The 25,367-nt window shown below is 73.1% G+C and carries 22 protein-coding genes; 16 read left to right on the forward strand and 6 right to left on the reverse strand.

The window, feature by feature from the left end; translation table 11 throughout:
• Positions 1-41: 41 nt before the first annotated feature.
• The 7 genes from ABZ385_RS23420 to mtnB all read left to right on the forward strand — a co-directional run bounded on the left by ABZ385_RS23420 (position 42) and on the right by mtnB (position 7,179).
• The gene (locus ABZ385_RS23420; RefSeq protein WP_358912969.1) at positions 42-806 is read left to right on the forward strand and encodes an IclR family transcriptional regulator; all 765 of its coding nucleotides are present in this window, start codon (positions 42-44) and stop codon (positions 804-806) included.
• 268 nt (positions 807-1,074) lie between these two features.
• On the forward strand, positions 1,075-1,866 hold the full coding sequence (locus tag ABZ385_RS23425; RefSeq protein ID WP_358696632.1) for an MIP/aquaporin family protein: 792 nt from the start codon (positions 1,075-1,077) through the stop codon (positions 1,864-1,866).
• A gap of 81 nt (positions 1,867-1,947) precedes the next feature.
• Positions 1,948-3,492, forward strand: a complete 1,545-nt coding sequence (gene glpK, locus ABZ385_RS23430) for a glycerol kinase GlpK (protein WP_358578983.1) — start codon at positions 1,948-1,950, stop codon at positions 3,490-3,492.
• Positions 3,493-3,496: 4 nt separating this feature from the next.
• Entirely contained in the window at positions 3,497-5,107 is a 1,611-nt protein-coding gene (locus ABZ385_RS23435) for a glycerol-3-phosphate dehydrogenase/oxidase (RefSeq protein WP_358696630.1), read from the forward strand.
• Positions 5,108-5,249: 142 nt separating this feature from the next.
• The gene (locus ABZ385_RS23440) at positions 5,250-5,843 is read left to right on the forward strand and encodes a cupin (RefSeq protein WP_358912971.1); all 594 of its coding nucleotides are present in this window, start codon (positions 5,250-5,252) and stop codon (positions 5,841-5,843) included.
• Positions 5,840-6,571, forward strand: a complete 732-nt coding sequence (gene mtnC, locus ABZ385_RS23445) for an acireductone synthase (protein ID WP_358912973.1) — start codon at positions 5,840-5,842, stop codon at positions 6,569-6,571. The genes ABZ385_RS23440 and mtnC overlap by 4 nt, the downstream gene beginning before the upstream one ends.
• Entirely contained in the window at positions 6,568-7,179 is a 612-nt protein-coding gene (mtnB, locus tag ABZ385_RS23450) for a methylthioribulose 1-phosphate dehydratase (protein ID WP_358578974.1), read from the forward strand. The genes mtnC and mtnB overlap by 4 nt, the downstream gene beginning before the upstream one ends.
• A 358-nt stretch (positions 7,180-7,537) precedes the next feature.
• Here the strand turns inward: mtnB and mtnA are convergent, their stop codons facing one another.
• Entirely contained in the window at positions 7,538-8,611 is a 1,074-nt protein-coding gene (gene mtnA / locus ABZ385_RS23455; protein WP_358578971.1) for an S-methyl-5-thioribose-1-phosphate isomerase, read from the reverse strand.
• 365 nt (positions 8,612-8,976) lie between these two features.
• Here mtnA and ABZ385_RS23460 point away from each other — a divergent pair, with 365 nt between their 5' ends.
• From ABZ385_RS23460 to ABZ385_RS23500, 9 genes are all read left to right on the forward strand, one after another.
• Positions 8,977-10,023, forward strand: coding sequence for a BMP family ABC transporter substrate-binding protein (locus ABZ385_RS23460; protein ID WP_358912998.1), 1,047 nt, complete (start codon positions 8,977-8,979; stop codon positions 10,021-10,023).
• Positions 10,007-11,554: an ABC transporter ATP-binding protein gene (locus tag ABZ385_RS23465; protein ID WP_358912975.1), complete on the forward strand. Its 1,548-nt coding sequence runs from the start codon at positions 10,007-10,009 to the stop codon at positions 11,552-11,554. Before ABZ385_RS23460 ends, ABZ385_RS23465 begins: the two co-directional genes overlap by 17 nt.
• A gap of 1 nt (position 11,555) precedes the next feature.
• Positions 11,556-12,614: an ABC transporter permease gene (locus ABZ385_RS23470; protein WP_358578967.1), complete on the forward strand. Its 1,059-nt coding sequence runs from the start codon at positions 11,556-11,558 to the stop codon at positions 12,612-12,614.
• Positions 12,614-13,576 (forward strand): ABC transporter permease, encoded by a 963-nt coding sequence (locus tag ABZ385_RS23475; protein WP_358912976.1) that lies wholly within the window; start codon positions 12,614-12,616, stop codon positions 13,574-13,576. Before ABZ385_RS23470 ends, ABZ385_RS23475 begins: the two co-directional genes overlap by 1 nt.
• Complete coding sequence (locus ABZ385_RS23480; RefSeq protein ID WP_358912978.1) at positions 13,573-14,343, forward strand: purine-nucleoside phosphorylase; 771 nt, start codon at positions 13,573-13,575, stop codon at positions 14,341-14,343. The genes ABZ385_RS23475 and ABZ385_RS23480 overlap by 4 nt, the downstream gene beginning before the upstream one ends.
• A 30-nt stretch (positions 14,344-14,373) precedes the next feature.
• Positions 14,374-15,732, forward strand: coding sequence for an amidohydrolase (locus ABZ385_RS23485; RefSeq protein WP_358912980.1), 1,359 nt, complete (start codon positions 14,374-14,376; stop codon positions 15,730-15,732).
• Positions 15,729-16,382, forward strand: a complete 654-nt coding sequence (locus tag ABZ385_RS23490; RefSeq protein WP_358912982.1) for a sulfite oxidase-like oxidoreductase — start codon at positions 15,729-15,731, stop codon at positions 16,380-16,382. The genes ABZ385_RS23485 and ABZ385_RS23490 overlap by 4 nt, the downstream gene beginning before the upstream one ends.
• A gap of 1 nt (position 16,383) precedes the next feature.
• Positions 16,384-17,166, forward strand: coding sequence for a ferredoxin reductase (locus ABZ385_RS23495; protein ID WP_358913000.1), 783 nt, complete (start codon positions 16,384-16,386; stop codon positions 17,164-17,166).
• A 162-nt stretch (positions 17,167-17,328) separates the two neighbouring features.
• Entirely contained in the window at positions 17,329-18,456 is a 1,128-nt protein-coding gene (locus tag ABZ385_RS23500) for a PAC2 family protein (RefSeq protein ID WP_358912984.1), read from the forward strand.
• Between the two features lie 89 nt (positions 18,457-18,545).
• Here ABZ385_RS23500 and ABZ385_RS23505 read toward each other — a convergent pair whose 3' ends face one another.
• From ABZ385_RS23505 to ABZ385_RS23525, 5 genes are all read right to left on the reverse strand, one after another.
• The gene (locus tag ABZ385_RS23505; protein ID WP_358912986.1) at positions 18,546-21,608 is read right to left on the reverse strand and encodes an NPCBM/NEW2 domain-containing protein; all 3,063 of its coding nucleotides are present in this window, start codon (positions 21,606-21,608) and stop codon (positions 18,546-18,548) included.
• Positions 21,609-21,808: 200 nt separating this feature from the next.
• Positions 21,809-23,038: a cysteine--1-D-myo-inosityl 2-amino-2-deoxy-alpha-D-glucopyranoside ligase gene (mshC, locus tag ABZ385_RS23510; protein WP_358697496.1), complete on the reverse strand. Its 1,230-nt coding sequence runs from the start codon at positions 23,036-23,038 to the stop codon at positions 21,809-21,811.
• A 121-nt stretch (positions 23,039-23,159) separates the two neighbouring features.
• On the reverse strand, positions 23,160-23,981 hold the full coding sequence (locus ABZ385_RS23515) for an SCO1664 family protein (RefSeq protein ID WP_358912988.1): 822 nt from the start codon (positions 23,979-23,981) through the stop codon (positions 23,160-23,162).
• Positions 23,945-24,535, reverse strand: coding sequence for a DUF3090 domain-containing protein (locus tag ABZ385_RS23520; protein WP_358578942.1), 591 nt, complete (start codon positions 24,533-24,535; stop codon positions 23,945-23,947). The genes ABZ385_RS23515 and ABZ385_RS23520 overlap by 37 nt, the downstream gene beginning before the upstream one ends.
• A gap of 87 nt (positions 24,536-24,622) precedes the next feature.
• On the reverse strand, positions 24,623-25,309 hold the full coding sequence (locus ABZ385_RS23525) for a histidine phosphatase family protein (protein ID WP_358578939.1): 687 nt from the start codon (positions 25,307-25,309) through the stop codon (positions 24,623-24,625).
• Positions 25,310-25,367 lie beyond the last annotated feature (58 nt).

Below are 25,367 nucleotides of genomic sequence, written 5' to 3' on the forward strand. Positions count from 1 at the left end.
AACGTCGATATGTGGTGTGAGGTACGGAGGTCGGGGCTGCGATGGCACGCAACATCCAGTCGCTCGAAAGGGCCGCGGCGATGCTGCGACTGCTCGCGGGCGGCGAGCGACGGCTCGGTCTCTCGGAGATCGCCTCCGCCCTCGACCTGGCCAAGGGCACGGCCCACGGCATCCTGCGCACCCTCCAGGCGGAGGGCTTCGTCGAGCAGGACCCCGCGTCCGGCCGCTACCAGCTGGGCGCCGAGCTCCTGCGCCTCGGCAACAGCTACCTGGACGTACACGAGCTGCGGGCCCGCGCCCTGGTGTGGACCGACGACCTGGCCCGCTCCAGCGGGGAGAGCGCCCATCTCGGCGTCCTGCACCAGCAGGGCGTGCTGATCGTCCACCACGTCTTCCGGCCCGACGACAGCCGCCAGGTCCTGGAGGTCGGCGCCATGCAGCCGCTGCACTCCACGGCGCTGGGCAAGGTCCTGTCCGCCTACGACCCGGTCGCGCACAACGAGGCCGTCGAGGTCGAGCACGAGGCCTTCACCGCGCGCACCGTGACCGACCCCGAGGGCTTCGAGGACATCTTGGACCTCACCCGCGCGCGCGGGTACGCGGCCGACGTCGAGGAGACCTGGGAGGGCATCGCCGCCGTCGCCGCCCCGATCCACGACCGGCGCCGCATGCCGGTCGGCGCGGTCGGCGTGACCGGCGCCGTGGAGCGCGTCTGCAAGGACGGCGAGCTGCGGCCGGACCTGATCGCCGCCGTCCGGGACTGCGCGCGCGCCGTCTCCCGGGACCTGGGCGCGGGCCGCTTCTAGGGACCCCGTCCCACCCCTCCCGAGCTGCGGTATCACCGATAACGCGAAACGATCAATAACGATCGTGTTTTCAATAACAGAACTCTTGACGGGTGAGTAACCCCGGGGCGAGACTCGCGTCCATCGGTCGGCATTGTCGAACACCTACCGGCATTACGCGTTAGAGTGTGACAAGGCCAAGGGCCGGCAACGACCTCACCTGAGGTCGCGGACCACCGGAGGGACCCGGGGTTCGCCTTCCCCTGGACGAAGGACAAAGGAGTCGCGGGTGTCCAGCTCCGACATCTTCATCGGCGAGACCATCGGTACCGCCGTGCTCATCCTGCTGGGCGGCGGCGTGTGCGCCGCCGTCACGCTCAAGCGCTCAAAGGCCAAGGACGCCGGCTGGCTCGCGATCACCTTCGGGTGGGGCTTCGCCGTGCTGACGGCCGCCTATCTCGCGGGTGGCGTCTCAGGCGCCCACCTCAACCCGGCGGTCACGCTCGGCCTCGCGATAGAGGGCGGCACCAAGTGGGGCGACGTCCCGCTCTACCTGGCCTCGCAGCTGCTCGGCGCCATGATCGGTGCCGTCCTGGTGTGGGTCACCTACCTGGGCCAGTTCAAGGCCCACCTGACCGACCCCGAGATCCTCGCGGCGCAGCCCTCCGTGGAGGGCATGGTGGACCAGAAGGCCGCCCCCGCGGCCGGCCCGGTGCTCGGCGTCTTCGCGACCGGCCCCGAGATCCGCAACTACGTCCAGAACGTGGTCACGGAGATCATCGCCACCGTCGTCCTGGTGCTCGCCATCCTCACGCAGGGCCTGAACGACGGCGGCAACGGCCTCGGCGTCCTCGGCGCGCTGATCACCGCGCTCGTCGTGGTCGGCATCGGCCTCTCGCTCGGCGGCCCCACGGGCTACGCCATCAACCCGGTCCGTGACCTCGGTCCCCGCATCGTGCACGCCCTGCTCCCGCTGCCGAACAAGGGCAGCTCGGACTGGTCGTACGCCTGGGTTCCGATCGTCGGTCCGCTGATCGGCGGCGCCATCGCCGGCGGTCTCTACAACATCGCCTTCAAGTAGGCGTTCAAGTGGATCCGCGACAGCGACCGATGACCGCCTAAGACGCCCGAGCCGTCAGCAGAGAACTCAGGAGCACACACCGTGACCGACGCACACACCGCAGGCCCCTTCATCGCGGCCATCGACCAGGGCACCACGTCCAGCCGCTGCATCGTCTTCGACAAGGACGGCCGGATCGTCTCGGTCGACCAGAAGGAGCACGAGCAGATCTTCCCCAAGCCGGGCTGGGTCGAGCACGACGCCACCGAGATCTGGACCAACGTCCAGGAGGTCGTCGCCGGAGCCGTCTCCAAGGCCGGCATCACCCGGGACGACATCAAGGCCATCGGCATCACCAACCAGCGCGAGACCACGCTGCTGTGGGACAAGAACACCGGCGAGCCGGTGCACAACGCCATCGTCTGGCAGGACACCCGCACCGACGCGCTCTGCCGGGAGCTCGGGCGCAACGTCGGCAAGGACCGCTTCCGCCGCGAGACCGGCCTGCCGCTGGCCTCCTACTTCGCGGGGCCCAAGGCCCGCTGGCTCCTCGACCACGTCGAGGGCCTGCGCGAGCGCGCCGAGGCGGGCGACATCCTCTTCGGCACCATGGACTCCTGGGTCATCTGGAACCTGACCGGCGGGGTGAACGGCGGCAAGCACGTCACCGACGTCACCAACGCCTCGCGCACCATGCTGATGAACCTCCACAAGATGGAGTGGGACGAGCGCATCTGCGAGTCCATCGGCGTCCCGAAGCAGATGCTGCCCGAGATCCGCTCCTCCGCCGAGGTCTACGGCGAGGTCACCGGCGGACAGCTCGGCGACCTGCTCGGCGGCATCCCCGTCGCCTCCGCGCTCGGCGACCAGCAGGCGGCCCTGTTCGGCCAGACCTGTTTCGCCGAGGGCGAGGCCAAGTCCACGTACGGCACCGGCACCTTCATGCTGATGAACACCGGTGACAAGGCCATCAACTCCTACTCCGGGCTGCTGACCACCGTCGGCTACCAGATCGGCGAGCAGAAGCCGGTCTACGCCCTGGAGGGCTCCATCGCGGTCACCGGTTCGCTGGTGCAGTGGATGCGCGACCAGATGGGCCTGATCAACTCCGCCGCCGAGATCGAGACGCTCGCGTCGTCGGTCGAGGACAACGGCGGCGCCTACTTCGTGCCGGCCTTCTCCGGTCTGTTCGCCCCGTACTGGCGCTCCGACGCCCGCGGTGTGATCGCCGGCCTGACCCGGTACGTCACCAAGGCGCACATCGCGCGCGCCGTCCTGGAGGCCACGGCCTGGCAGACCCGCGAGATCACCGACGCCATGACGAAGGACTCCGGCGTCGAGCTCGCGGCCCTCAAGGTCGACGGCGGCATGACCTCCAACAACCTGCTGATGCAGACCCTCTCGGACTTCCTCGACGCGCCCGTGGTGCGCCCGATGGTCGCCGAGACGACCTGCCTCGGTGCCGCCTACGCCGCCGGTCTCGCCGTCGGCTTCTGGTCCTCGACCGACGAGCTGCGCGCCAACTGGCGGCGGGCCGCCGAATGGACCCCGAACATGGACGCGGGCACCCGCGACCGTGAGTACAAGAGCTGGCTCAAGGCCGTGGAACGGTCGATGGGCTGGCTCGATGAGAGTGGCGAGGAGTAAGACAATGACCACCCTGCAGAGCGTCCCTGCCCTCGGGACGCATCCGGCTGCCGGCCTCAACCCGAGCCGCGCCGAGACCCGGGAGCAGCTTTCCAAGGCGACGTACGACCTCCTGGTGATCGGCGGCGGGATCCTGGGCATCTCCACCGCCTGGCATGCCGCGCAGTCGGGACTGCGGGTGGCCCTGGTGGACGCCGGTGACTTCGCCGGCGCCACCTCCTCCGCCTCCTCCAAGCTGCTCCACGGCGGTCTGCGCTACCTGCAGACCGGCGCGGTGAAGCTGGTGGCGGAGAACCACTTCGAGCGTCGCGCGGTCTCCCGCCAGGTGGCCCCCCACCTGGCGAACCCGCTCACCTTCTACCTGCCGGTCTACAAGGGCGGCCCGCACGGCGCCGCCAAGCTCGGCGCGGGCGTCTTCGCGTACAGCGCGCTGTCCGCCTTCGGCGACGGCGTCGGCCACCTGCTCTCGCCGTCGAAGGCCGCGCAGGACGTGCCGGAGCTGCGCACCGACAACCTGAAGGCCGTCGCGGTCTACGGCGACGACCAGATGAACGACTCCCGCATGGCCCTGATGACGGTCCGCGCGGCCGTCGAGGCCGGCGCCGCCGTGCTCAACCACGCCGAGGTCACCGGACTGCGCTTCACCAAGGGCCGGGTCACGGGCGCGGAGCTGAAGGACCGCATGAGCGGCGACGAGTTCGGCGTCAACGCGCGCCTCGTGCTGAACGCCACCGGCCCGTGGGTCGACCACCTGCGCAAGATGGAGAACCCGGACGCGGCGCCCTCCATCCGCCTGTCCAAGGGCGCGCACCTGGTCCTCAAGCGCACCTCCCCCTGGAAGGCCGCGCTGGCGACGCCGATCGACAAGTACCGCATCACCTTCGCCCTCCCCTGGGAGGACATGCTGCTGCTGGGCACCACGGACGAGGAGTTCGAGGGCGATCCGGCGGACGTCGAGGTGACGGAGTCCGACACCGCGCAGATCCTGGACGAGGCCGCCTTCTCCATCCGCGACCAGCAGCTGTCGCGCGACCTGATCACGTACTCCTTCGCGGGTCTTCGGGTGCTGCCGGGCGGTCCCGGCGACACGTCGAAGGCCAAGCGCGAGACGGTCGTCACCGAGGGCCGCGGCGGCATGCTGTCGGTCGCGGGCGGCAAGTGGACGACGTTCCGCCACATCGGCCGTACGGTGATGAAGAAGCTGGAGTCGCTGCCCGGTCACCCGCTGGGCGACGACTACGAGCCCATCTCCGAGCTGCCGAAGAAGCTGCCGCTGCCCGGCATCGCCAACCCGCGCGCCGTCGCCCACCGCCTGCTGGTGGACGGCCCGGCCCCCGGCCCGCGCATGGCCGCCGACACCGCCCGGCACCTGGCGACGCACTACGGTTCGCTCTCCTTCGACATCGCCCGCCTGGCGAACGAGAACCCTGAGCTGGCCGAGCGCGTCCACCCCGATGCCCCGGAGATCTGGGCGCAGGTCGTCTACGCCCGGGACAACGAGTGGGCCGAGACGGCGGACGACGTGCTGCGCCGCCGCACCACGCTGACGATCCGGGGCCTGGCCACGGACGAGGTGCGGGGCAAGGTCGAGGACCTGCTGGGCAAGAAGGCCTGACGGTTCATCGGTAGAAGCATGTATGGGGCGGCCTCTATGGAGGCCGCCCCTTACGCGTCCACGCACTGGGACACCCTGTGGCGGGCCGGGGCCGGGAGCTACGATCCCGGGAACACCCGTCCGACCTGCCCCGGAGTGATCCATGACTCTCCTGACGACCTGGCCGGAGGCCGGGCCAGAGACCGTGGTGCGCCGCACCTCGGACCCGGCCGAGATCGCCGCCGCGCTCGCCCCCATAGGCGTGCGCTACGAACAGTGGCCGGTGCGCGAGGACGTCCCGGCCGACGCGGACAGCGACACGGTCTTCGCCGCGTACCGCACGGAGATCGACAAGCTCAACGCCGAAGAGGGCTTCAGGACCGTCGACGTGGTGGCGCTGCATCCCGACGCGTCTCCCGAGTGGCCCGCGAAGGCGGCCGCCGCCCGCAAGAAGTTCCTCGCCGAGCACACGCACGACGACGATGACGAGGTGCGCTTCTTCGTCGCGGGCGCGGGCGTCTTCTACCTCCACGTGAGCGATGAAGTGCACGCCGTCTACTGCGAGAAGGGCGATCTGCTCGGCGTGCCGCGCGGCACCACGCACTGGTTCGACATGGGCACCTCCCCCGCCTTCACGGCGATCCGCTTCTTCCACGAGGAGGACGGCTGGATCGGGAACTTCACGGGCAGCCCGATCGCGGACCGCTTCCCCGACTTCGACGAGATCCACTCGGGATACGCGGGGTCCGCCGCGTGAGTGTGCGGAACGCGCGGTTCGACGTGGACGCCGTGGTGCTCGACATCGAGGGCACCACGAGCGCCACCGGTTTCGTGGTGGACGTCCTGTATCCGTACGCGCGCGAGCGCTTCGGGGCGCTGCTCGCCACGCGGGGCCAGGAGCCCGAGGTGGCGCGGGCCGTCGCCCAGGTGCGCGCCGAGATCGGCGAGCCCGACGCCGACGCGGGGCGCGTGGAGAAGGTCCTCGGCGAGTGGATCGACGAGGACCGCAAGGCCACGCCCCTCAAGACGCTCCAGGGCATCCTGTGGGCGGAGGGCTTCGCGCGCGGCGAGCTGGTCTCGCACTTCTACCCCGACGTCATCCCGGTACTGCGCCGCTGGCACGCCCAGGGGCTGCGGCTGTACGTCTACTCGTCGGGCTCGGTGGCCGCGCAGCGGGCGTGGTTCGCGCACACGCCGGAGGGCGACCTGCTCGGGCTCGTCAGCGGGCTGTACGACACCGAGAACGCGGGGCCCAAGCAGCAGCCGGACTCCTACCGGGCCATCGCCGCGCATACCGGCGACTCCCCCGGTCGCCTGCTCTTCCTCTCCGACCGGCCGGGCGAGTTGGACGCGGCGCGGGCCGCGGGCTGGCGGACCGTCGGGGTGCGCAGGGCCGGTGAGCCGTACTTCGCCGCCGGGGTCGGGGACCACCCCCAGACGGCGGACTTCTCCGAGATCTCCCTTGCCACCAGGAGCAGTTCATGACCGAGACCACCGCCGCCGCTCGGGACCTGGAGGAGGCCGGTGCCGTGCTGGCCGCCGAGGCCGCGCGGTTCGCCTCGTTCGGCTGGATGCGGGGCACGTCGGGGAACCTGTCCCTCGTGCTGTCCCGGGATCCGCTGCGCCTCGCGGTGACCGCCAGCGGGCGGGACAAGGGCGAACTGACGCCGTCCGACGTGGTGGTGACGGACGGGGAAGGCGCGGCGGTCGGCCCGGGCCGGCCCTCCGCCGAGGCGGCCCTGCACGCGCGCGTGGCGCGGCTGACCGGGGCGGGGGCCGTCGTGCACGTCCACACGGTGGCGTCGGTGGTCATGGGGCAGCGCTCACCCGGGGGAATCCCCTTCGAGGGCCTGGAGATGCTGAAGGGGCTCGGGCATCCGACGCACGAGGTCTCGGTGACCCTGCCGGTGATCGCCAACAGCCAGGACATGACGGAGCTGGGCGACCGCCTCGAAGCGGCGCTGACGCCGGGGATGCCGGCCGTGGTCGTGGCCGGGCACGGGATCTACGTGTGGGGAGCGGATCCCCGCGAGGCCCGGCACCGCGCCGAGGTCGTGGAGTGGCTGCTGGAGTTGGCGGCGGCGCGGGGCTGAGCACCGACCGGCCCGGGGGGCTCGGGACGCCGCCACCGCAGGTGGGCGCTACCCCAGCCGGGCACCCGGAAGGTGGGCGCTACCCCAGCCGGGCACCCGGAAAGTGGGCGCTACCTCAGGCCGACGCCCGGAAAGTGGGCGCTACCCCGGGCCGGCGCCCGGAAGGCGGGCGCTACCCCAGGCCGGCGCCCGGAAGGCGGGCGCCACCCCAGCCGGGCGCCCGGAAGGCGGGCGCTACCCCAGGCCGGCGCCCGGAGGCAGGGCGCTACCCCAGCCGGGCACCCGGAAGGTGGGCGCTGCCCCAGGTGGGCGTCCGGAAGGCGGGCGCTACCCCAGGCGGGCGTCCTGAGGGCGGGCGCTACCCCAGGCCGACGCCCGGCAGGGAGGCGTCCGGCAGCTCCCCCGCCGCGACCTCCCGTACGCCCCGCTCCGTGACCAGCGCCGTCACCAGGGAGCCCGGGGTGACGTCGAACGCGGGGTTGTGGCCGCGTGAGGCGGCCGGGGCCGTGCGGACACCGGCCCACTCCACCACCTCGTCGCCGTCGCGCAGTTCGATGTGGATGGCGTCGCCCGACGCGGTGGCGAGGTCCACCGTCGTGGTGGGCGCCGCCACCATGAACGGGATCCCCGCGTGCGCGCACGCCAGGGCGATGGCGACGGTGCCGACCTTGTTGGCGGTGTCGCCGTTGGCGGCGACACGGTCCGCGCCCACGATCGCCGCGTCGACCTCGCCCCGCAGGATCGTGCCGGCCGCGGCCCCGTCCGCCTGGACGTAGTGCGCGATGCCCTCCTGGGCGAGTTCCCAGGCGGTCAGGCGGGCGCCTTGGAGCAGGGGGCGCGTCTCGTCGGCGTAGACCCTCTCCAGGCGCCCCCTGGCGTGCAGCTCCCGGATGACGCCGAGCGCCGTGCCCCAGCCCGCCGTGGCGAGGGCGCCGGTGTTGCAGTGGGTGAGGACGCGCAGGGGGCGGTCCGAGGCGGGGGCGACGCGTTCGAGCAGCCAGTCCGCGCCGTGGGCGCCCATGGCGCGGTTGGCCGCCAGGTCCTCACGGACGACCGCGTCCGCCTCCGCGAGCACGGCGGCGATGCCCTCGTCGACGCGCGCCGCCACCCGGTCCACGCACACCATCAGGTTGACCGCGGTGGGCCTGGCCGCGCGGATCCGGGCGATCTCCGCGTCCAGGCGGGCGCGGTCCCAGCCCTCGCGCCCGCCCTGCGCCATGGCGAGCGCCACTCCGTAGCCGCCCGCCGCGCCAATCGCGGGGGCGCCGCGGACGACCAGGCGCACGATCGCGTCGATCAGCGCGTCGACCGTCGTGACGTCGAGCCGCTCCAGCGCGTGCGGAAGGGCCGTCTGGTCGATCAGCGACAGGGACGGCGCGCCGCCGTCCGCGGCGGCCGTCCAGGTCACGGCGCGCAGATCCTGGCTGTTCATGGGCTCAACTCCGAAGGAAAAAGGGGCGATCAGGCCACGGGAGGAGGGGTCCGGTCACCGTACCTGACGTGCGGGAACCACATTTCGAGACGTTCGTGCGACCGCTCGGAAGCCGGTGTTACTCTCACCGCCACCCAGGACGGATCGGTCCGATCCACGGCGTGAGGAGGCAGCCCATGCACGCGACATCCGCCGCGCCGCGCTGCCCCGCCGTGTCCTGCGGCCGCCGAATGTGCCGCTGTCGCTGCTGTTCCCGCTGAGCGACGCCGCTCGCACAGGTACGACTCTCCTGCCACCCGCCCGGGCCGCTCCCGGGCACCTCCACTAAGGCGCTCCCCGTGTCCCTGATGTCCTTGCGTACGCGCATGTCCCCGCGGCTCACCTCGGCCGCTGCCGGTGCCCTCTGCGCCGCGCTCCTCGCCTCGGGCTGCAACGCCGCGGCCAAGGGCGGGGGTTCGCACGAGAGCGGCGGCAAGGCGTTCACGCTCGTGACGCCCGACCCGGTCGCCCAGAACGAGTTCCTGAAGCTGGCCGTCAGCGGTGTGCAGGCGGCGGCGAAGGCGCGGGGCGGCTCGCAGAAGGTCTTCCAGAGCAGCGACATCGACTCGCGCCGGCAGAACGTCGCCTCGGCCGTCGACGCCGCGCCCGACGTCGTCGTGCTGGTGGGCTTCGAGTTCGCGGACATCCTCGCGCAGCAGGCCAAGGAGCATCCCGAGCAGCAGTTCCTGCTGGTCGACGCGTGCACCGAGAAGGCGTACGAGAACGTCACCTGCGCCGTCTTCCGCGAGCACGAGGCGGTGTACCTGGCGGGCGCGGAGGCCGGTCTGCTCACGAAGAGCAAGAAGGTGGGGGCCGTCGACGTGCTCGACACGCCCCAGTTCCGCCGCTACAGCGAGCCGTTCGCGGCGGGCGCGCGGAAGGTCGAGCCGAAGGTGTCCGCGCGGACGCTGTTCGTCGGCGGCCAGTCGCCGTTCAACGACGCGGCGCGCGCCAAGGACCAGGGGGCGACGCTCGCATCGGGCGGGGCCGACCAGGTCATGGCCGCCGCGGCGGGCGGCAACACGGGCGTCTTCCAGGCGGCGGGGACCGCCGGCGGCAAGGGCTTCCAGGCGTACGGCGTGGACGCCAACCAGTGCCTGGGCAGCCCCGGTGTCGTCGTCGACAACGTACTGAAGAAGACCGATGTCGCCGTGGAGAAGGGCATCGCGCAGATCCTCGACGGCAAGGGCGGCACCACGGTGTCGTACGGCCTCAAAGAGGGCGGCATGTCGCTGACCGGTCTGGAGCCGGGGCTCGCCGGCTCCAAGTGCCTGATCGCGAAGCCCGCCAACAAGGATGTGCTGCGGCGCGTCGAGGAGCTGCGCGACGACATCGTCGCCGGGAAGCTGACCGTCGATGACCCCGCGGCCTGAGGACGCCGGCGCGGACGCCGGGGCCGTGCCCGCCGTCGAACTGCGGGGCATCACCGTCGAGTTCCCCGGCACGCTCGCCAACGACCGGGTCGACCTGACCGTCCGGCGCGGTGAGGTCCACGCGCTGATGGGCGAGAACGGCGCGGGCAAGTCCACGCTGATGTCCGTCCTGTACGGCCTGCGGCGGCCGGACGCGGGCCAGGTGCTCCTGGACGGGCGCGAGGTGTCCTTCGCGAGCCCGAGCGAGGCCATCGCGGCCGGGCTCGGGATGGTGCACCAGAGCTTCAAGCTCTTCCCGTCCTTCACGGTCGCCGAGAACGTGGTGTTCGCCGCCGAGCCGCGCCGCTTTGGTCTCACCGACCGCGGGGCGGCGCTGCGGCGGGTGGCCGCGCTCGCCGAGGAGCACGGGCTCGCCGTCGACCCGGCGGCGAGGGTCGGGAACCTGCCGGTGGGCGTGCGCCAGCGCGTGGAGATCCTCAAACTGCTGTACCGGGGCGCCCGTACGCTCATCCTCGACGAGCCGACCGCCGTGCTGACGGCCGCCGAGGCGGACGCGCTCTTCGGTGTGCTGCGCTCGCTCGCGGACGAGGGCCGCACCGTCCTGCTGGTCACGCACAAGCTGCGCGAGGTCATCGAGGGCAGCGACGCCGTGACCGTGCTGCGCGACGGACGGGTGGCGGTGCGCACGCGGACCGCCGACACCAGCGCGGACGGCATCGCGGCGGCCATGACGGGGCGTGCGGTGGACCTCGACCGGACGCATCCGGCCGGTTCGCCGGGCGAGGAGGTCCTCGCGGTCACCGACCTGACGGCGGACGGGGTGCGGGGCGTCACGCTCACGGTCCGCGCCGGGGAGATCGTCGGCGTCGCGGGGGTCGCGGGCAACGGCCAGTCGGAGCTGGTCGAGGCCGTCACCGGGCTGCGCCGGGTGACCGGGGGCCGGGTGACGCTCGGCGGGCGGGACCTCACGGACGCGACGGTCGGGGAACGCCGCGCCGCCGGTCTCGCGTACGTCCCCGAGGACCGCTCGGCGGTGGGCACCGCGCCGGCCGCGACGATCGCGGAGAACCTCGCGATGGGCCACCACCGCGGGCCCGGCCCGTTCCGTCCGGCGCGGCTGCGCGAGCACGCGCGGACGCTGGTGGAGCGCTTCGGCATCAAGACGGCGTCGACCGCGCACCCGGCCGGCTCCCTGTCGGGCGGCAATCTGCAAAAGCTCGTCATCGGCCGCGAACTCGCCCACGAGGCACCGGTGTTGATCGTCGAGCAGCCCACCCGGGGCGTGGACATCGGAGCCGTGCAGACGATCCACGACCACCTGATCGCCCACCGCGACGCCGGCCACGCCCTCCTGCTCGTCTCCGCCGAGCTGAGCGAGCTCCGCGGCCTCGCGGACCGGATCCTCGTGATGTACGAGGGCCGCGTCGTCGCGCAGTACCCGCGCGCCGCGGCGGACGAACGCACGCTCGGTCTCGCGATGGCGGGCGCTCCCGCCGACGCCGCCGCCCCGCCTTCGAAGGAGGCCCCCTGACATGGCGGTCCGAACATCCGCCGGAGCGCGGATCGCACGCTCCCCCGCCCTGCACTCCGTGGTGGCCGCCGTGCTCGTCGGGGCGCTCTTCCTCCTCGGGACCGGGGCCGATCCTCTCGGCGCGTACGGGGCCGTCGTCGACGGCGCGCTGGGGCCCGACGGGATCGGGTCGACGCTGACCACCGGGACCAGCATCCTCGGGCTCGCGGTGGCGCTCGCCATCCCCCTGCGGGCGGGATTGCTGAACCTCGGCGGCGACGGGCAGCTGGTGCTCGGCGGGATCGCCGCCGCGGCCACCGGTCTCTACGTCCCGCTGCCCGCGCCGCTCGCCGTGGCCGCCGCGCTGCTCGCCGGGACGGCGGCGGGCGCCGGCTACGCCGCGCTCGCCGCGCTCTGCCAGAACCGGTTCGGCGTACCGCTGTTGGTCAGCAGTCTGCTGCTCGGCTATCCGGCCCAGTCCTTCGCCTCCTACCTCGCGCGTTTCCCGCTCAAGGAGGAGGGTTCGAGCCTGCCGCAGACCAGGCCGCTGCCGGACGGTGTCGCGCTGCCCGCCTTCGGTTCGTCGACGGTCACCGTGGGGCTCGTCCTCGTCGCGCTCGCCGCCGCGGCGTTCGCCGTCGCGGACGCCCGCACCGCCACCGGCTACGAGATCCGCATGACGGGCCTGAACCCGCGCTTCGCCGCGTACGCGGGGATCGACCGGCCGCGCCTCACCCTGCGCCTGATGAGCCTGTCGGGGGCCGTGGCGGGACTGGTCGGCGCGATCGGCGTGCTCAGTTTCCCCCACCGCTTCGTCGACGGCTCACTGACCGCCGCCGGGCACACCTGGACCGGGCTCACCGCCGCGCTGCTGGCCTCGGCGGCGCCGCTGGGCACCGCGCTCGCCGCGCTGTTCTTCGCCGCGCTCGACGTGGGCGGGCTCGCCATGGAGCGGGCCACCGAGGTGCCGCGCGAGCTGACGCAGGTGCTCCAGGCCGTCGTCATCGTCTTCCTGGCCGCCCGCCTGCGCCTCACGTGGCGGCGCGCCGAGAAGTCCGCACGCCCGGAAGGGGGCCTGTGATGTCCGTGGACTCCGCGCTGTTCCACTCCGCGCTCCTCGCGCTCACACCGATCCTGCTCGCCGCGCTCGGCGGCGCGATCTGCGAGCGGGCGGGCGTGTTCAACATCGGCCTCGAAGGCATGATGCTGATCGGCTGCTTCAGCGCCGTGGCGGGCAGTTGGTTCACCGGCAGCGCGTGGCTCGGTGTCCTGTTCGGTGCCCTCGCGTCCGCCGCGTACGCGATGATCCTCGCCGTGGGCACCATCACCTTGCGCGGCGACGCCGTCGTCCTCGGCGTCGCGCTCAACCTCCTCGCCGTCGGCCTGACCGGGTTCCTGCTGCGTACGGTCTTCGGCGTGCAGGGCACCTTCTCCGATCCGGCGCTCGCGGGTCTGGACGGCATCGGCCTGCCGGGCCTGGGCGCCGTCCCGTCTCTCGGGCCCGTGCTGTCCGGCCACTCGCCCCTCGTCTATCTGTCCTGGGCGGCCGTCGTCGTCGCGGCCGTGTTCCTCGCCCGGCACCCGTGGGGGCTGCGGCTGCGCGGTGTCGGCGAGGCACCGGACGCGGCCGCGACGCTCGGCGTGAGCCCGGCGAGGTACCGCTACGCGGCCGTGCTCACCAGCGGTCTCCTGTGCGGCCTCGCCGGCGCCCAACTCGCGCTCGGCAACGTCACGCTCTTCTCGGAGAACATGACGGCGGGGCGCGGCTGGATCGCCGTGGTCGCGGTCATGCTGGGCCGGGCGCTGCCGGTCGGGGTGCTGCTCGCCGCGCTGCTGTTCGGTGTCGCGGAGGCGGTCGGTTTCCGGCTGCAGGGCAACGGCCTGCCGCCGCAGGCGACCGACGCGGCTCCCTACGTGGTGACCCTGGCCGCCCTCTTCCTGTCCACGGCGCGGCGCGGACGGCGTAAGCGCCGTCCCGCCGGCCCCACGTCCCCGGACCCCGGTCCGCCGGCCCCCGAGCCCCTGGTAGGAGCCTCTTCATGACGTCCCTCACCGACGCGCTGCCCGTCACCCGTGTCCCCCGGAGCGGCCTGCCCGCCCGAGCGGTGGTGGTCGGAGACCCGGGTCGCGCGGCCGCCGTCGCCGATCTGCTGTCCGACGCGAAAGAGGTGTCGCACCACCGCGAGTACCGCGTCTTCACCGGCACCTGGCAGGGCACCGAGGTCGTCGTCGCCTCGCACGGCGTGGGCGCCCCCGGCGCGATCCTCCTCTTCCAGGAGCTGGCCGAGGCGGGCGTCCGCACCTTCCTGCGGCTCGGCACGGCGGGCGCGATCCGCCCCGGCATCCAGGACGGCGACCTCGTCATCGCGGACGCGGCGGTGCGCGACGACGGCGTGACCCAGCAGCTGATCCCCGCCGAGTACCCGGCGTTCTCCGCCCCGGAGGCGGTCATCGCCCTCCAGCGCGCGGCGCGGGCGGCGGGCGCCCCCTACCACCGGGGCGTGGTGTGGACGCGGGCGGCGTTCCAGCCGGGCTTCCTGCCGCTGCCCGGCGAGGCGTACGCGGCCGCGGGGATCGCCGCCATCGAGATGGAGCTGTCCGCCCTGTACGTCTTCGCCTCGACGCACGGTCTGACGGCGGGCGGCGCGCTGGTCGTGGACGGCGCCAACGCCGACGAACTGGTGGACGCGGACGACCCCCTGTCGACCGGCGCCTACGACCCGCACCGCGACGTGGTCGCCGAAGGGGTCGAGCGGGGCGCCCGGATAGCCTTGGACGCGCTGCGCCTGCTGGCCGCGGCCGAGCACTGACACGACCGAGGCGAACGGGAAGAGACACGAGTGACGCACCCCACCGACCTGCCTGCCCAGGCCCGCGGCGGCTCCCTCGACCTGCTGGTGCACGGCGCGGACGTGCTGACCGTCGACGACGCGGGCACGGTCGTGCCGGACGGCGCGGTGGCCGTCCGCGCCGGGCGCGTGGTCGAGGTGGGCCCCGCCGCACGGCTGCGCCGGGCCTACGAGGCCGCCGAGGAGATCGACGCCCGGGGCTGCCTCGTCCTGCCCGGGCTCATCAACACCCATACGCACCTGGCGATGAACCTGATGCGCGGCATCGCCGACGACGTGACCCTCCAGGGCTTCCTCGCCCGGGTGATCCCGCGCGAGGCGGCGATCCTGGACCCGGCCACGGTGAGGGCCGCGCTCGGCGCCGCGATCGCCGAGTCCGTGCGCGGCGGGGTCACCGCCGCGCTCGACATGTACTGGTTCCACGAGGCGGCCGAGGCCGTGGCGCGCGACGCCGGATGGCGGCTGCTGACCGGCCCGACGTTCATGGACGTGCCGGGTCCGCCCGACGGCCGCCCCTACGCGGAGCGGCTCGGCTGGGCGAGGGCCGACCTGAAGTCCCGCACCCCCGCGCCGGGCACCCGCCCCGTGGTCTTCGCGCACTCCGCGTACACCCTGGACCCCGGGCAGCTGACGGAGATCACCGCGCTCGCCCGGGAGTTCGGCGCCCTGCTGCACCTGCACGCCGCCGAGAACGCGGGCGAGGTGGCGATGGTCACCGAGCGGTACGGCATGCGTCCGGTGGAACTGCTCGACTCGCTCGGCGTGCTCGGCCCCGACACGCTGCTCGCGCACGCCGTCGACCTGACCGACGCGGAGATCGCGACGCTGGCCCGCACGGGCACGGCCGTCGCGCACTGCCCGGTGTCGAACCTGAAGCTGGGCTGCGGCATCGCCCGCGTCCCCGATCTGCTGGCCGCCGACGTCACGGTGGGCCTCGGCACGGACGGCGCCGTGAGCTCCAACACACTGGACCTGCTGGGCGCGGTGAACATCGCCGCCCTGGTGCACAAGGCGGGCGGCGACCCCACGGCGGTCGGCGCCGAGCAGGCCGTACGCATGGCGACGATCGAGTCGGCGCGCGCCCTCGGCCTCGCGGACCAACTGGGTTCCCTGGAGGCGGGCAAGCGGGCGGACCTGATCGTGCTCGACCTGGACCGGCCGCATCTCGCGCCCCGGCACGACCCCTGGTCGACGCTGGCGTACGCCGCCAGGGCCGGTGACGTGCGCGACACCGTCGTCGGCGGGCGCGTCCTGATGCGCGGGCGCACCCTGCGTACGCTGGACGAACCGGCTGTCCTGCGCGCCCTGCGGGACGCGGCGACCGACCCCGGAGTGACGAGCACCGCATGACCTCCCCCTTCCGCCCCCCGCCCGCCGGGGCCGAGGCCTTCGAGCCCACCCGCGGCTTCACCGGCCGCGCCCGGGCCGCCGACCGCGATCCGCGCCTGCCCCCGGGCCAGTACGACGCGCGGGACGGCTGGCCCGTGCTGTCCGCCGAGGTGACCCCGTCCCTCGCGGCCGCCGACTGGACCTTCCGCGTCGACGGTCTCGTGGCGGCGCCGCGCACCTGGACCTGGGACGAGGCGCACGCGCTGCCCGCCTCGGAGTACCGCGGCGACATCCACTGCGTGACCAGCTGGTCCAAGTTCGGGGTGCGCTTCGGCGGGGTGAGCCTCGACACGTTCCTCGCCGACGCCGGCCCGCTGCCCGCGGCCACGCACGTCGTCGCGTACTCCCACACCGGCTACACCACCAACCTCCCGCTCGACGACGTGACGGGCGGCCGGGCGTGGATCGTGTGGGAGTACGGGGACGAGCCGCTGCCCGCCGAGCACGGCGGCCCGGCCCGGCTGATCGTCCCCCACCGCTACTTCTGGAAGAGCGCCAAGTGGGTCGCGGGGCTGCGCCTGCTCGACCACGACGAGCCGGGCTTCTGGGAACGGAACGGCTACCACCACCGGGGCGACCCGTGGGCCGAGGAGCGCTACGCAGGTGACTGACATCCCCTCCGGAACCTCTGAAACCCCCGAAACCCCCTCCCCGGAACGGCCCTTCGTGCCGCCGACGCGGTTCGCCGTGCCCGGCCGGATCGCCGTCAGCAACCGCGCCGCCGCCCTGTGGCAGCGCGCGCTGATCACGGACATCCGCCGGGAGACCCCGGCTGCCTCGACGTTCCGGCTCAAGGTGTCCGACTGGGCGGGCCATCTGCCGGGCCAGCACCTCATGCTGCGGCTCACGGCGCCGGACGGCTATGTCGCCCAGCGGCACTACTCGATCGCCTCCGCGCCCGACGGCAGCGGCGAGATCGAGCTGACCCTCGACCACGTGCCCGGCGGTGAGGTGTCCGGGCATCTGCACACCGTGGCCCGCGTCGGCGACACGGTGGAGGTGCGCGGCCCGCTGTCCGGCTTCTTCGCCTGGCCGGGCGACCGGCCCGCGCTGCTGCTCGGGGCGGGCTCGGGTGTGGTGCCGCTGATGTCGATGGTCCGCCACCACCGCCTGCGCGGCCTCGGCCTGCCGCTGCGGCTGATCGTCTCGGCGCGCACGCCCGAGGACCTGATCTACGCCGACGAATACGCGGATGAGACCACCGTCGTCCTGACCCGTACCGAGGGCCGTCTGCACGCGGGGCACCTGGCGCCCTTCCTCGGTGCGAAGGGGCGGCCCGAGGGCGGCTGGGAGGCGTACGTCTGCGGCTCCAACGGCTTCGCGGAGCACGCCTCGCGGCTGCTGGTGGAGGCCGGCCAGCCGGTGGACCGGATCCGGATCGAACGCTTCGGCTGAGGCGTGCCGGAGCAGTGGCCGCGGTCCACGCCGCGAGCACCGTTTCCCGGCGCCGGGGGTGGGCAGTGATCACGCATTCCCCCACGCATGGGGGCTGCGGAGGGCCCCCGCCGACGCCGTAAGGTTGGGGCGTACGCAAGGGAACGTCGGAAGGAGGCCTGGGTGATCGAGCTCGAGGGAGTTCCCGAGCTGGTCGACCCGGTCATGGTGGCCGCGTTCGAGGGCTGGAACGACGCCGGCGACGCCGCCTCCGCCGCGGTCGCGCATCTGGAGAAGGAGTGGAAGGGCGAGGTGTTCGCGGCGCTGGACGCCGAGGACTACTACGACTTCCAGGTCAATCGCCCCACCGTCTGGCTCGACGACGGGGTCCGCAAGATCACCTGGCCCACGACCCGGCTCTCGGTGGTCCGCGTCGGCGGCGACAAGCCGCGTGACCTCGTCCTGGTGCGCGGGATCGAGCCGTCCATGCGCTGGCGGTCGTTCTGCAACGAGATCCTCGGCTTCGCGCACGAGCTGGGCGTCGAGCTGGTCGTCGTCATGGGCGCGCTGCTCGGCGACACCCCGCACACCCGTCCGGTGCCGGTCAGCGGCGTGACGTCCGACCCGGATCTCGCGCGCACCATGGACCTGGAGGAGACCAAGTACGAGGGCCCGACGGGGATCGTCGGCATTCTCCAGGAGGCGTGCACGCACGCGGGTGTCCCGGCCGTCAGCCTCTGGGCCGCCGTCCCGCACTACGTCTCGCAGCCGCCGAACCCGAAGGCCACGCTCGCGCTCCTCAACCGCCTGGAGGACCTGATCGACCTGCGCATCCCGCTGGGCGAGCTGCCCGAGGACGCGCGCGCCTGGCAGCTGGGCGTGGACCAACTGGCCGCCGAGGACAGCGAGGTCGCCGAGTACGTCCAGTCGCTGGAGGAGGCGCGGGACACCGCCGATCTGCCGGAGGCGTCGGGCGAGGCCATCGCGCGCGAGTTCGAGCGCTATCTGCGGCGGCGGGACGGGGCCACCGGTCCCGCCGGTTCGCCGCAGCCGGGCGGTCATGCCACGGACGGTGGTGAGGGCGCGTCGTACCTGCGGGACACGTCCGGCGAGCGGACGCGTCCGCCGAAACCGTCCAAGCCGGGACGGCGGGCCGGCTCGGACGCCGAGGCGGCACCCGACGGGCCCACCGCGCAGGGGCCGGCGCCCGAGGGGGCGGTTCCGGACGAGCCGGCCTCGGACGGTTCCGTCAGCGAGGGCAGCGGCGAGGACTCCGGCGGCTCCGACTCCGCCGACACCTCGGACGACTGAGGCTTCCACGCCCACGGGGCGGTTCCCGCACGGGAGCCGCCCCGTTCCGGCACCCCGCACGACAGCGGCGCCGGGCGCGATGCCGATGGCTACGCGCAGGTGAACGCGGCCCCGGCCCAGTCCGCGTGGTCCCCGCTCTTGGCGCCGTTGGTGTCCGTCACCTTCAGCTCCACATGGCGTGCCCCACGCACGTCGACGTCCGCCGGGACGGTCGGCGAGGCGCCCGTCAGCTTCGGTGAGGTCCACAGCACCTCGCCGTCGGCCTCGACCGAGAAGGCCACCTCCCCGTAGCCGTTGATCTCGTCGTCGATGCCCACGTCGGCGGTGAACTTCGAGCAGCGCCCGCCCGGGTAGAGCTCGATTTCCGAGTCGGCGTGCGTGCCGATCCCCTTCTCGTACGTCTTGCCCGCGAGGGTCAGCGTGTGCCCGTCGCCGGCGCCCGACTCGCCGTTGCTGCGGTCGCGTTCGGCGGGGCCGTAGCCGTTGGTGGATTTCAGCCACACCATGTCGCTCGCCCAGGTGTCCTTGCCGGGCGCCTCGGGCATCACGCCGAGCGCGAACCGCTGGACGGCGGTGCGGTCCTGGCCCGCCGAGCGGTGCCGGACGCGCGCCGTCAGCGGTTGTTCGCCCGGCTTCGCGTCCTTGGCCGGGGTGAGGCCCACCTCGAAGCGGCGCGTGGTGCCCGCCGGGACGCGGTCCGCCCGTGCGGCGGTGACGGTCCATCCCTCGGGCGCATCGAGGGTGACGTCGACGCCGGTGGCGTCTTTCGTGCCGGCCGTGACGTCGACGACGACCTTGCCGGGGGTGCCCGCGCCCAGTTCCTGGCCGGCGGGGACGCGCACGGTGGCGGGCGCTCCGGGCACGGCGCCGCCGACGGCGCTCGTGTCGTCCAGGGTCAGCTCGAAGGCGCGGTCGGTGCGCCGGGACGGCGTCTTGACCCGCACCACACCGCCCCGGTCGTCCCGGTCGTAGAACCAGCCGTGCCCGGCCTTCTCGTACGCCTCCTTCGACGCGAGGCGCGGCAGGGCGCGGCCGTCCAGCCCGACGCGGCTCGGCGCGTCACCGGTGTGCAGCGTGAACGCGTAGGGCCGGGTGGCCTGTTTCCCGGCGAAGTGCCCCTCGCTCGCGCCGATCCGTACGCGCACGTCCCCCGGGCCGGAGCGCGGGGCCCGCACCTCCGCGCGCTGGGTGGCGTACTCCCCGGCGCGGTGGCGCCGGGTCACGCCGTCGTCCTCGTACAGCTCGAAGGAGGACTCGCCCTGCGGGTAGATGTCCCAGGCGAGCGGCGAGCGCGCCGTGCGGTCCGCGTAGGAGCGGATGCCGCCGGGCCACATGGGTACGCTCGCGCCGCCCCTGACGAACAGCGGCAGGGTGTCCAGGGGCGCGCTGTAGCCGTCGACGGTGGTGGGGCCCCGGTAGGTGCGTCCGCTCCAGTAGTCGGTCCAGGTGCCCTTGGGCAGGTAGATGCCGTCGCGTGTGGTGGTGTCCTTGTACACGGGGGCGACGAGGAAGTCCTCGCCGGTCAGGAACTCGTACTTGGCGGCGTCGGTCGCCGCCCTCGGGTCGCCCGGGTACTCCAGGGCCAGCGGCCGCACGGCGCCCACGCCGGTCCGGGTCGCCTCGTGGGCGTACGAGTACAGGTAGGGCAGCAGCGACTCGTGCAGCTTCAGGTATCTGCGGTTGATGGAGGTGTACGGCTCCCCGTACCGGAAGGGCTGCTTGTCGCTGGCGGCCCAGCCGTCCATCGTCATGGTGACGGGCAGGAACATCTTCCACTGGAGGTCGCGTACGTACGTCTTGGGGCTGCCGCCGAAGATGCCGTCGACGTCACCGGTGGTGTACGCGAGGCCGGACATGGTGGACCCGGCGTACGTCGGGATCTGCCAGCGGATGTACTCCCAGCTGCCGCTCTGGTCGCCGGACCACTGCACGCCGCAGCGCTGCGCGCCGGACCAGCTCTCGGGGGCCCAGGTGAAGCCGCGGGCGTCGCTGTTGTCCTCGATGCCCTTGTGGGCGTCCTTGCAGCCGTCGAGGGCCTTCTTGTAGCCGTCGCCGACCCAGGCGACGTCCAGCTTGGCGACGCGCTGGCCTGCCTTGACCTGCTCGGCGATCTTGTCGAGGCCGTCCTCGGTCCACAGGCCCATCTTCGTCTTGCGCTCGGCGAGGCCCTTGGAGGTCTCGGGGAGGTTCTCGTAACCGCAGCCGTAGCCGTCGTTGACGAGCATCCAGCCGTTCGGCATGTCGTGCTCGACGTAGCCGTCGGCGACCTTGAGGGCGTCCAGGGTGTGGCGCTCGCCGCGGTTGGCGTTGTGCAGGTAGCAGTCGGCGTCGCCGATCTCCAGGCCGTAGACGGGCGGCAGGAAGGGCTTGCCGGTGAGCCCGGTGTACTGCCCGATGACGTCCTTGGCCGCGTCGCTCCCCTTCCCCGCGAAGTAATAGGCGTCGAAGCGGTGTTCCTCCGCGGTGGCGGTCACGGGCTCGGCGAAGTCGTACGTGTTCGGGGCGTAGGTGTTCCGGAAGACGCCGTACCCTGCCGACGAGAGGTAGAAGGGCACGGAGTTGGGGTGCCCGCCGTCGTCCCAGTCGTAGTCGACGCCGACCTCGACCTTCTTGCCGCGGTGCGAGGTGTTGCCGCGGCCGTTCTGCATCCCGGCGCCGTAGAACTGCTCGTCGGCGCCGCGCGCGAGGCTCTGCGTGGTGGTGTCCTTGGTCCAGGTCAGGCCCTTGGACTCGGACCACAGGCGGGTGCCGTCGGCGCGGTACAGGGCGAAGCGCAGCGGCGACTTGTAGGCGCGCAGCGTCACCTGGGAGGTGCTCAGCTCGTAGCGGTCGCCCGTCTCCCGCCACGTGGTGCGCGGCGCCTTCCCCTGGGGCAGGACGATGTCCTTGCCGGTGGGGTCGGTGAACCGTCCGTCGGGGGCGAGTTCGAGCCGGAACGTGCGCGGCGAGACGAAGGTGACGCGGGCCTCGGCGTCGCCCGCCCGCAGGCGGTAGACGCCACCGGCGTGGTCGAAGCCGGTGACGTCCCCGACAGTGGTGGCGGGATCCTCGGCGGCCCGCGCCGGTACGCCGCCGCCGGGCACCGCGAACGCGGCGAGGAGGCCCAGCAGGGCGGTGGCGACCGCCGCTTTGAAGCGCGTGGGAGATCTCATGCCGGAGGTCTAGCGCGCCACCCCCCGCCAGGGCCATGGACTTAGCCACCCCACTCCTGGACTTCCGCCCCGCCCCCTCCCCCAAGAACCCACGCTTTCGGGCCGACGCCGCGAGAATTCGTCGCCCGCCCGGGGACTTTCAAGCCCGTCCGGCGATTGAGGACAAGCCCGAAGGGCGACCGACCGAGCTGAAGCAAGACCTACAAGGCCACGCCAAGCAACGCGTCGACGGCGCGCGACACAACCCCCGGCGCCCCCTCGTCCGTACCGCCCTCGGCGCCCTGCCGCGCGGCCCAGCGGTCGACGGCGGCCAGCGCGGCCGGCGCGTCGAGGTCGTCGGCGAGAGCCTCCCGCATCTCCTCGACGACCGTCTCGGCGGGCGGCCCGTCGGGACGGGACACGGCGGCGCGCCAGCGGCCGAGCCGCTCGACGGCCTCCGTCAGGACGGAGTCGGTCCACTCCCAGTCCGCGCGGTAGTGGTGCGCGAGCAGGGCGAGGCGGATCGCCGCGGGGTCGACGCCGTCGCGCCGCAGCTTGGAGACGAAGACGAGGTTGCCCTTGGACTTGGACATCTTCGCGCCGTCCAGGGCGACCATCCCGGCGTGGACGTAGGCCTTGGCGAAGGGGTATTCGCCGGTCAGCGCCTGGGCGTGCGAGGCGCCCATCTCGTGGTGCGGGAAGGCGAGGTCGGAGCCGCCGCCCTGCACGTCGAAGCCCATGCCCAGGTGGTCCAGGGCGATGGCCACGCACTCGATGTGCCAGCCGGGCCGCCCTCGCCCGAGGGACGCGCCGTCCCAGCTCGGCTCGCCCTCGCGGGCCGCCATCCACAGCATCGGGTCGAGGGGGTTCTTCTTGCCGGGGCGCTCCGGGTCGCCGCCGCGCTCGGCGGAGAGCAGCTTCATGGCGGCCGCGTCCAGCCCGGACACCACCCCGAAGTGGGGGTCGGACTCGACGGAGAAGTAGGTGTCGCCCTCCAGTTCATAGGCGGCGCCCATGTCCCGCAGGCGTTCGACGAGCGGCACGATGCCGGGTATCGCCTCGACGGCCCCGATGTAGTGCCGCGGCGGCAGGAGCCGCAGCGCGGTCATGTCCTCGCGGAACAGGGCGGTCTCGCCCTCGGCGAGAGCGACCCAGTCCTTGCCGTCACGGGTGGCGCGTTCCAGCAGCGGGTCGTCCACGTCGGTCACGTTCTGGACGTAGTGAACCTGCCGCTTGGTGTCGAGCCACACGCGCTGTACGAGGTCGAACGCGTTGTAGGTCGCCGCGTGACCCATGTGGGTCGCGTCGTACGGGGTGATGCCGCAGACGTAGATACGGGCGACGGGACCGGGGTCGAGGGTGACGAGCTCACCGGTCGCGGTGTCGTGGATCCGGAGGTCGCGGCCCTTGCCAGGAAGGGCGGGGACCTCAGAAGCGGGCCAGGCATGCATGACCTGAGCCTAACCGGACGGGGCGTCCGCATACGAGTGGGGATCATCGAATGCCGGCCGAAGAGGCCCTCTTGCGGTCCGCCCGAAGATGTGCGGGGCCCGTCCGCGGCGGCGTACGGCCCTACACCGGCGGCCAGGGAATCGCCGGCCACTCCCCCGACGGCGCCGGATGCCGCCCGGACTCCAGGAGGGACCGCACCCGCTCGCGCACCGCCTCGACCTCGACCTTCGTGAGGAGCGCGGCGAGCCGTTCGGCGAGGGCCCCGCCGTCCGCGAGCGCCTCCCGCAGGCCCCGCAGGACCTCGACGGCCTCCTCGGTCAGCGGCTCCCCCGCCCACCCCCACAGCAGCGTCCGCAGCCGGTCCTCGGCGTTGAAGGTGACGCCGTGGTCGATGCCGTAGAGGCGTCCGCCGGCGGCCAGCAGATGGCCGCCCTTGCGGTCGCCGTTGTTGATCACCGCGTCGAGCACCGCGAGCCGCCGCAGCCGGTCGTCGTCCGCGTGCACGAGCAGCGCGGTGCGCTCCTCGTCGACCTGGGCGCGTCCGACCGCCTTCCAGCCGTCCCCGGGCTCGTCGCCGTCGACCAGGGCCAGGAGCGCCTCGTCCCCGGAGGCGTCGATCCACAGCTGGCACATGCCCTCGCCGTACGGGCCGTCCCGCAGAACGGTCGGCGGCACGAGGTCCCAGCCCGTGGCCCGCGACACCTCGTACGCGGCGACCTCGCGCTGCGCGAGCGTGCCGTCGGGGAAGTCCCACAGCGGCTGCTCCCCGGCGACGGGCTTGTAGACGCAGGCGGCCTCCTCGCCCTCGTACGCGACCGTGCAGTAGAGCACCGCGTTCGAGGCCTCGCGGATCTGCCCGCGCACGGTGAGCTGCCCGTGCGTGAGGAGGGTACGGGGGTCGGTGGTCACGCTCCCCGCCGGTATCCGTTCTGACGCGGGCATACGTGTCCTTCCGGGTCGAGCGGGAGGCTGCACAGGGGGCACGGCGGGCGGCCCGCGTTCACGACGTCGAGGGCCCGCTTGGCGAAGGCGCGGGCCTGGGCGCCGGTGAGCCGCACGCGCAGCATCGGCGGGCCGTTCTCCTCGTCCTGAAGGAGCCTTTCCTCGGCCTCGGCGAGGTCGTCCTCGGAGTCGGCGTCCAGCTCGACGAGCGCCTGCGCCTCGACGATCATCCGCTCCTCCTCGCCGTCCCAGGCGAGGGCCATCGTGCCGACGCGGAACTCCTCCTCCACCGGGGAGTCGAGCGGCGCGCTGTCGGTGACCTCGGCGGGCGCGACAGCCGGCACGGCGGCGCTGCCCCCGCTGCGGCGCACGACCTCGTCGAGGAGTTCCTCCATGCGTTCGGCGAGCGCGGCGACCTGGGTCTTCTCCAGGGCGACGCTGGTCACCCGGACGCCGGCCGAGGCCTGGAGGAAGAACGTGCGCCGTCCGGGCAGCCCGACCGTTCCCGCGACGAAACGCTCCGGGGGGTCGTAGAGGAACACCTGACGGGACACGTCCTGTCTCCATTGGATCGACTGCAAAGGGGCTGCTTCAACTGGTGGGGCCTGCTTCAGCCCGCTTCACCCTACTGCGCGCGACGATCACGGTGCGCCCGCACCGCCCCCGACCGCCGCCTGGTCGCCCGGCGGTTCCTCCCGGGGGACGAGCGAGGCGAAGTCGCCGGTGTCCCCCAGGCGTACGAGGAAGGGGCGCAGCCGGGTGTAGCGGATGACGGTGACGGAGCAGGGCTCCACGGAGATGCGCTGGAACAGGTCGAGGTGGAGCCCGAGGGCCTCCGCGACGAGGGACTTGATGATGTCCCCGTGCGAGCACATCAGGTATACGGCGTCCTCGCCGTGTTCGCGCTCCACGCGCGCGTTCCACTCGCGCACCGCCTCGGCGGCGCGCGTCTGCATGGCCCGCATGGACTCCCCGCCGGGGAACCGGGCGGCCGAGGGGTGCTGCTGGACGACCTCCATCAGCGGCTCGTCGGCCAGCTCGGCGAGCTTGCGGCCCGACCAGTCCCCGTAGTCGCACTCCCCGATGCGGTCCTCGCTGTGCGCCTGGAGGCCGGGGCGGGCGGCGAGCAACGGCGCGAGGGTCTCCCGGCAGCGCTGCAAGGGGCTCGTGACGACCTCGGCGAGGGGGACGTCGGCCAGCCGGGCGGGCAGCGCGGCGGCCTGTGCGGCGCCGCGCTCGTCGAGGGCCACGCCGGGCGTCCACCCGGCGAGCAGACCCGCTGTGTTGGCGGTGGAGCGTCCGTGCCGGACAAGGATCAGCGTGGGCATACGGTCCACCCTAGGGCCTCTCTTCCGGATCCTGCCGGGCTCGCGGCGTCCGGCACGC

Origin of the sequence: Streptomyces sp. NPDC005898 (assembly GCF_040629635.1) — a bacterium.
GTDB lineage: Bacteria > Actinomycetota > Actinomycetes > Streptomycetales > Streptomycetaceae > Streptomyces.

Excerpts from the sequence above, each read along its gene's own strand:
- ABZ385_RS23460 (WP_358912998.1), top strand. The coding sequence starts at position 8,977 with ATGTCCCCGCGGCTCACCTCGGCCGCTGCCGGTGCCCTCTGCGCCGCG.
- ABZ385_RS23435 (WP_358696630.1), top strand. The coding sequence starts at position 3,497 with ATGACCACCCTGCAGAGCGTCCCTGCCCTCGGGACGCATCCGGCTGCC.
- ABZ385_RS23505 (WP_358912986.1), bottom strand. The coding sequence starts at position 21,608 with ATGAGATCTCCCACGCGCTTCAAAGCGGCGGTCGCCACCGCCCTGCTG.
- ABZ385_RS23420 (WP_358912969.1), top strand. The coding sequence starts at position 42 with ATGGCACGCAACATCCAGTCGCTCGAAAGGGCCGCGGCGATGCTGCGA.
- mtnB (WP_358578974.1), top strand. The coding sequence starts at position 6,568 with ATGACCGAGACCACCGCCGCCGCTCGGGACCTGGAGGAGGCCGGTGCC.
- ABZ385_RS23480 (WP_358912978.1), top strand. The coding sequence starts at position 13,573 with ATGACGTCCCTCACCGACGCGCTGCCCGTCACCCGTGTCCCCCGGAGC.
- mshC (WP_358697496.1), bottom strand. The coding sequence starts at position 23,038 with ATGCATGCCTGGCCCGCTTCTGAGGTCCCCGCCCTTCCTGGCAAGGGC.
- ABZ385_RS23515 (WP_358912988.1), bottom strand. The coding sequence starts at position 23,981 with ATGCCCGCGTCAGAACGGATACCGGCGGGGAGCGTGACCACCGACCCC.
- ABZ385_RS23470 (WP_358578967.1), top strand. The coding sequence starts at position 11,556 with ATGGCGGTCCGAACATCCGCCGGAGCGCGGATCGCACGCTCCCCCGCC.
- ABZ385_RS23440 (WP_358912971.1), top strand. The coding sequence starts at position 5,250 with ATGACTCTCCTGACGACCTGGCCGGAGGCCGGGCCAGAGACCGTGGTG.
- ABZ385_RS23475 (WP_358912976.1), top strand. The coding sequence starts at position 12,614 with ATGTCCGTGGACTCCGCGCTGTTCCACTCCGCGCTCCTCGCGCTCACA.
- ABZ385_RS23490 (WP_358912982.1), top strand. The coding sequence starts at position 15,729 with ATGACCTCCCCCTTCCGCCCCCCGCCCGCCGGGGCCGAGGCCTTCGAG.
- ABZ385_RS23525 (WP_358578939.1), bottom strand. The coding sequence starts at position 25,309 with ATGCCCACGCTGATCCTTGTCCGGCACGGACGCTCCACCGCCAACACA.
- mtnA (WP_358578971.1), bottom strand. The coding sequence starts at position 8,611 with ATGAACAGCCAGGATCTGCGCGCCGTGACCTGGACGGCCGCCGCGGAC.
- ABZ385_RS23465 (WP_358912975.1), top strand. The coding sequence starts at position 10,007 with ATGACCCCGCGGCCTGAGGACGCCGGCGCGGACGCCGGGGCCGTGCCC.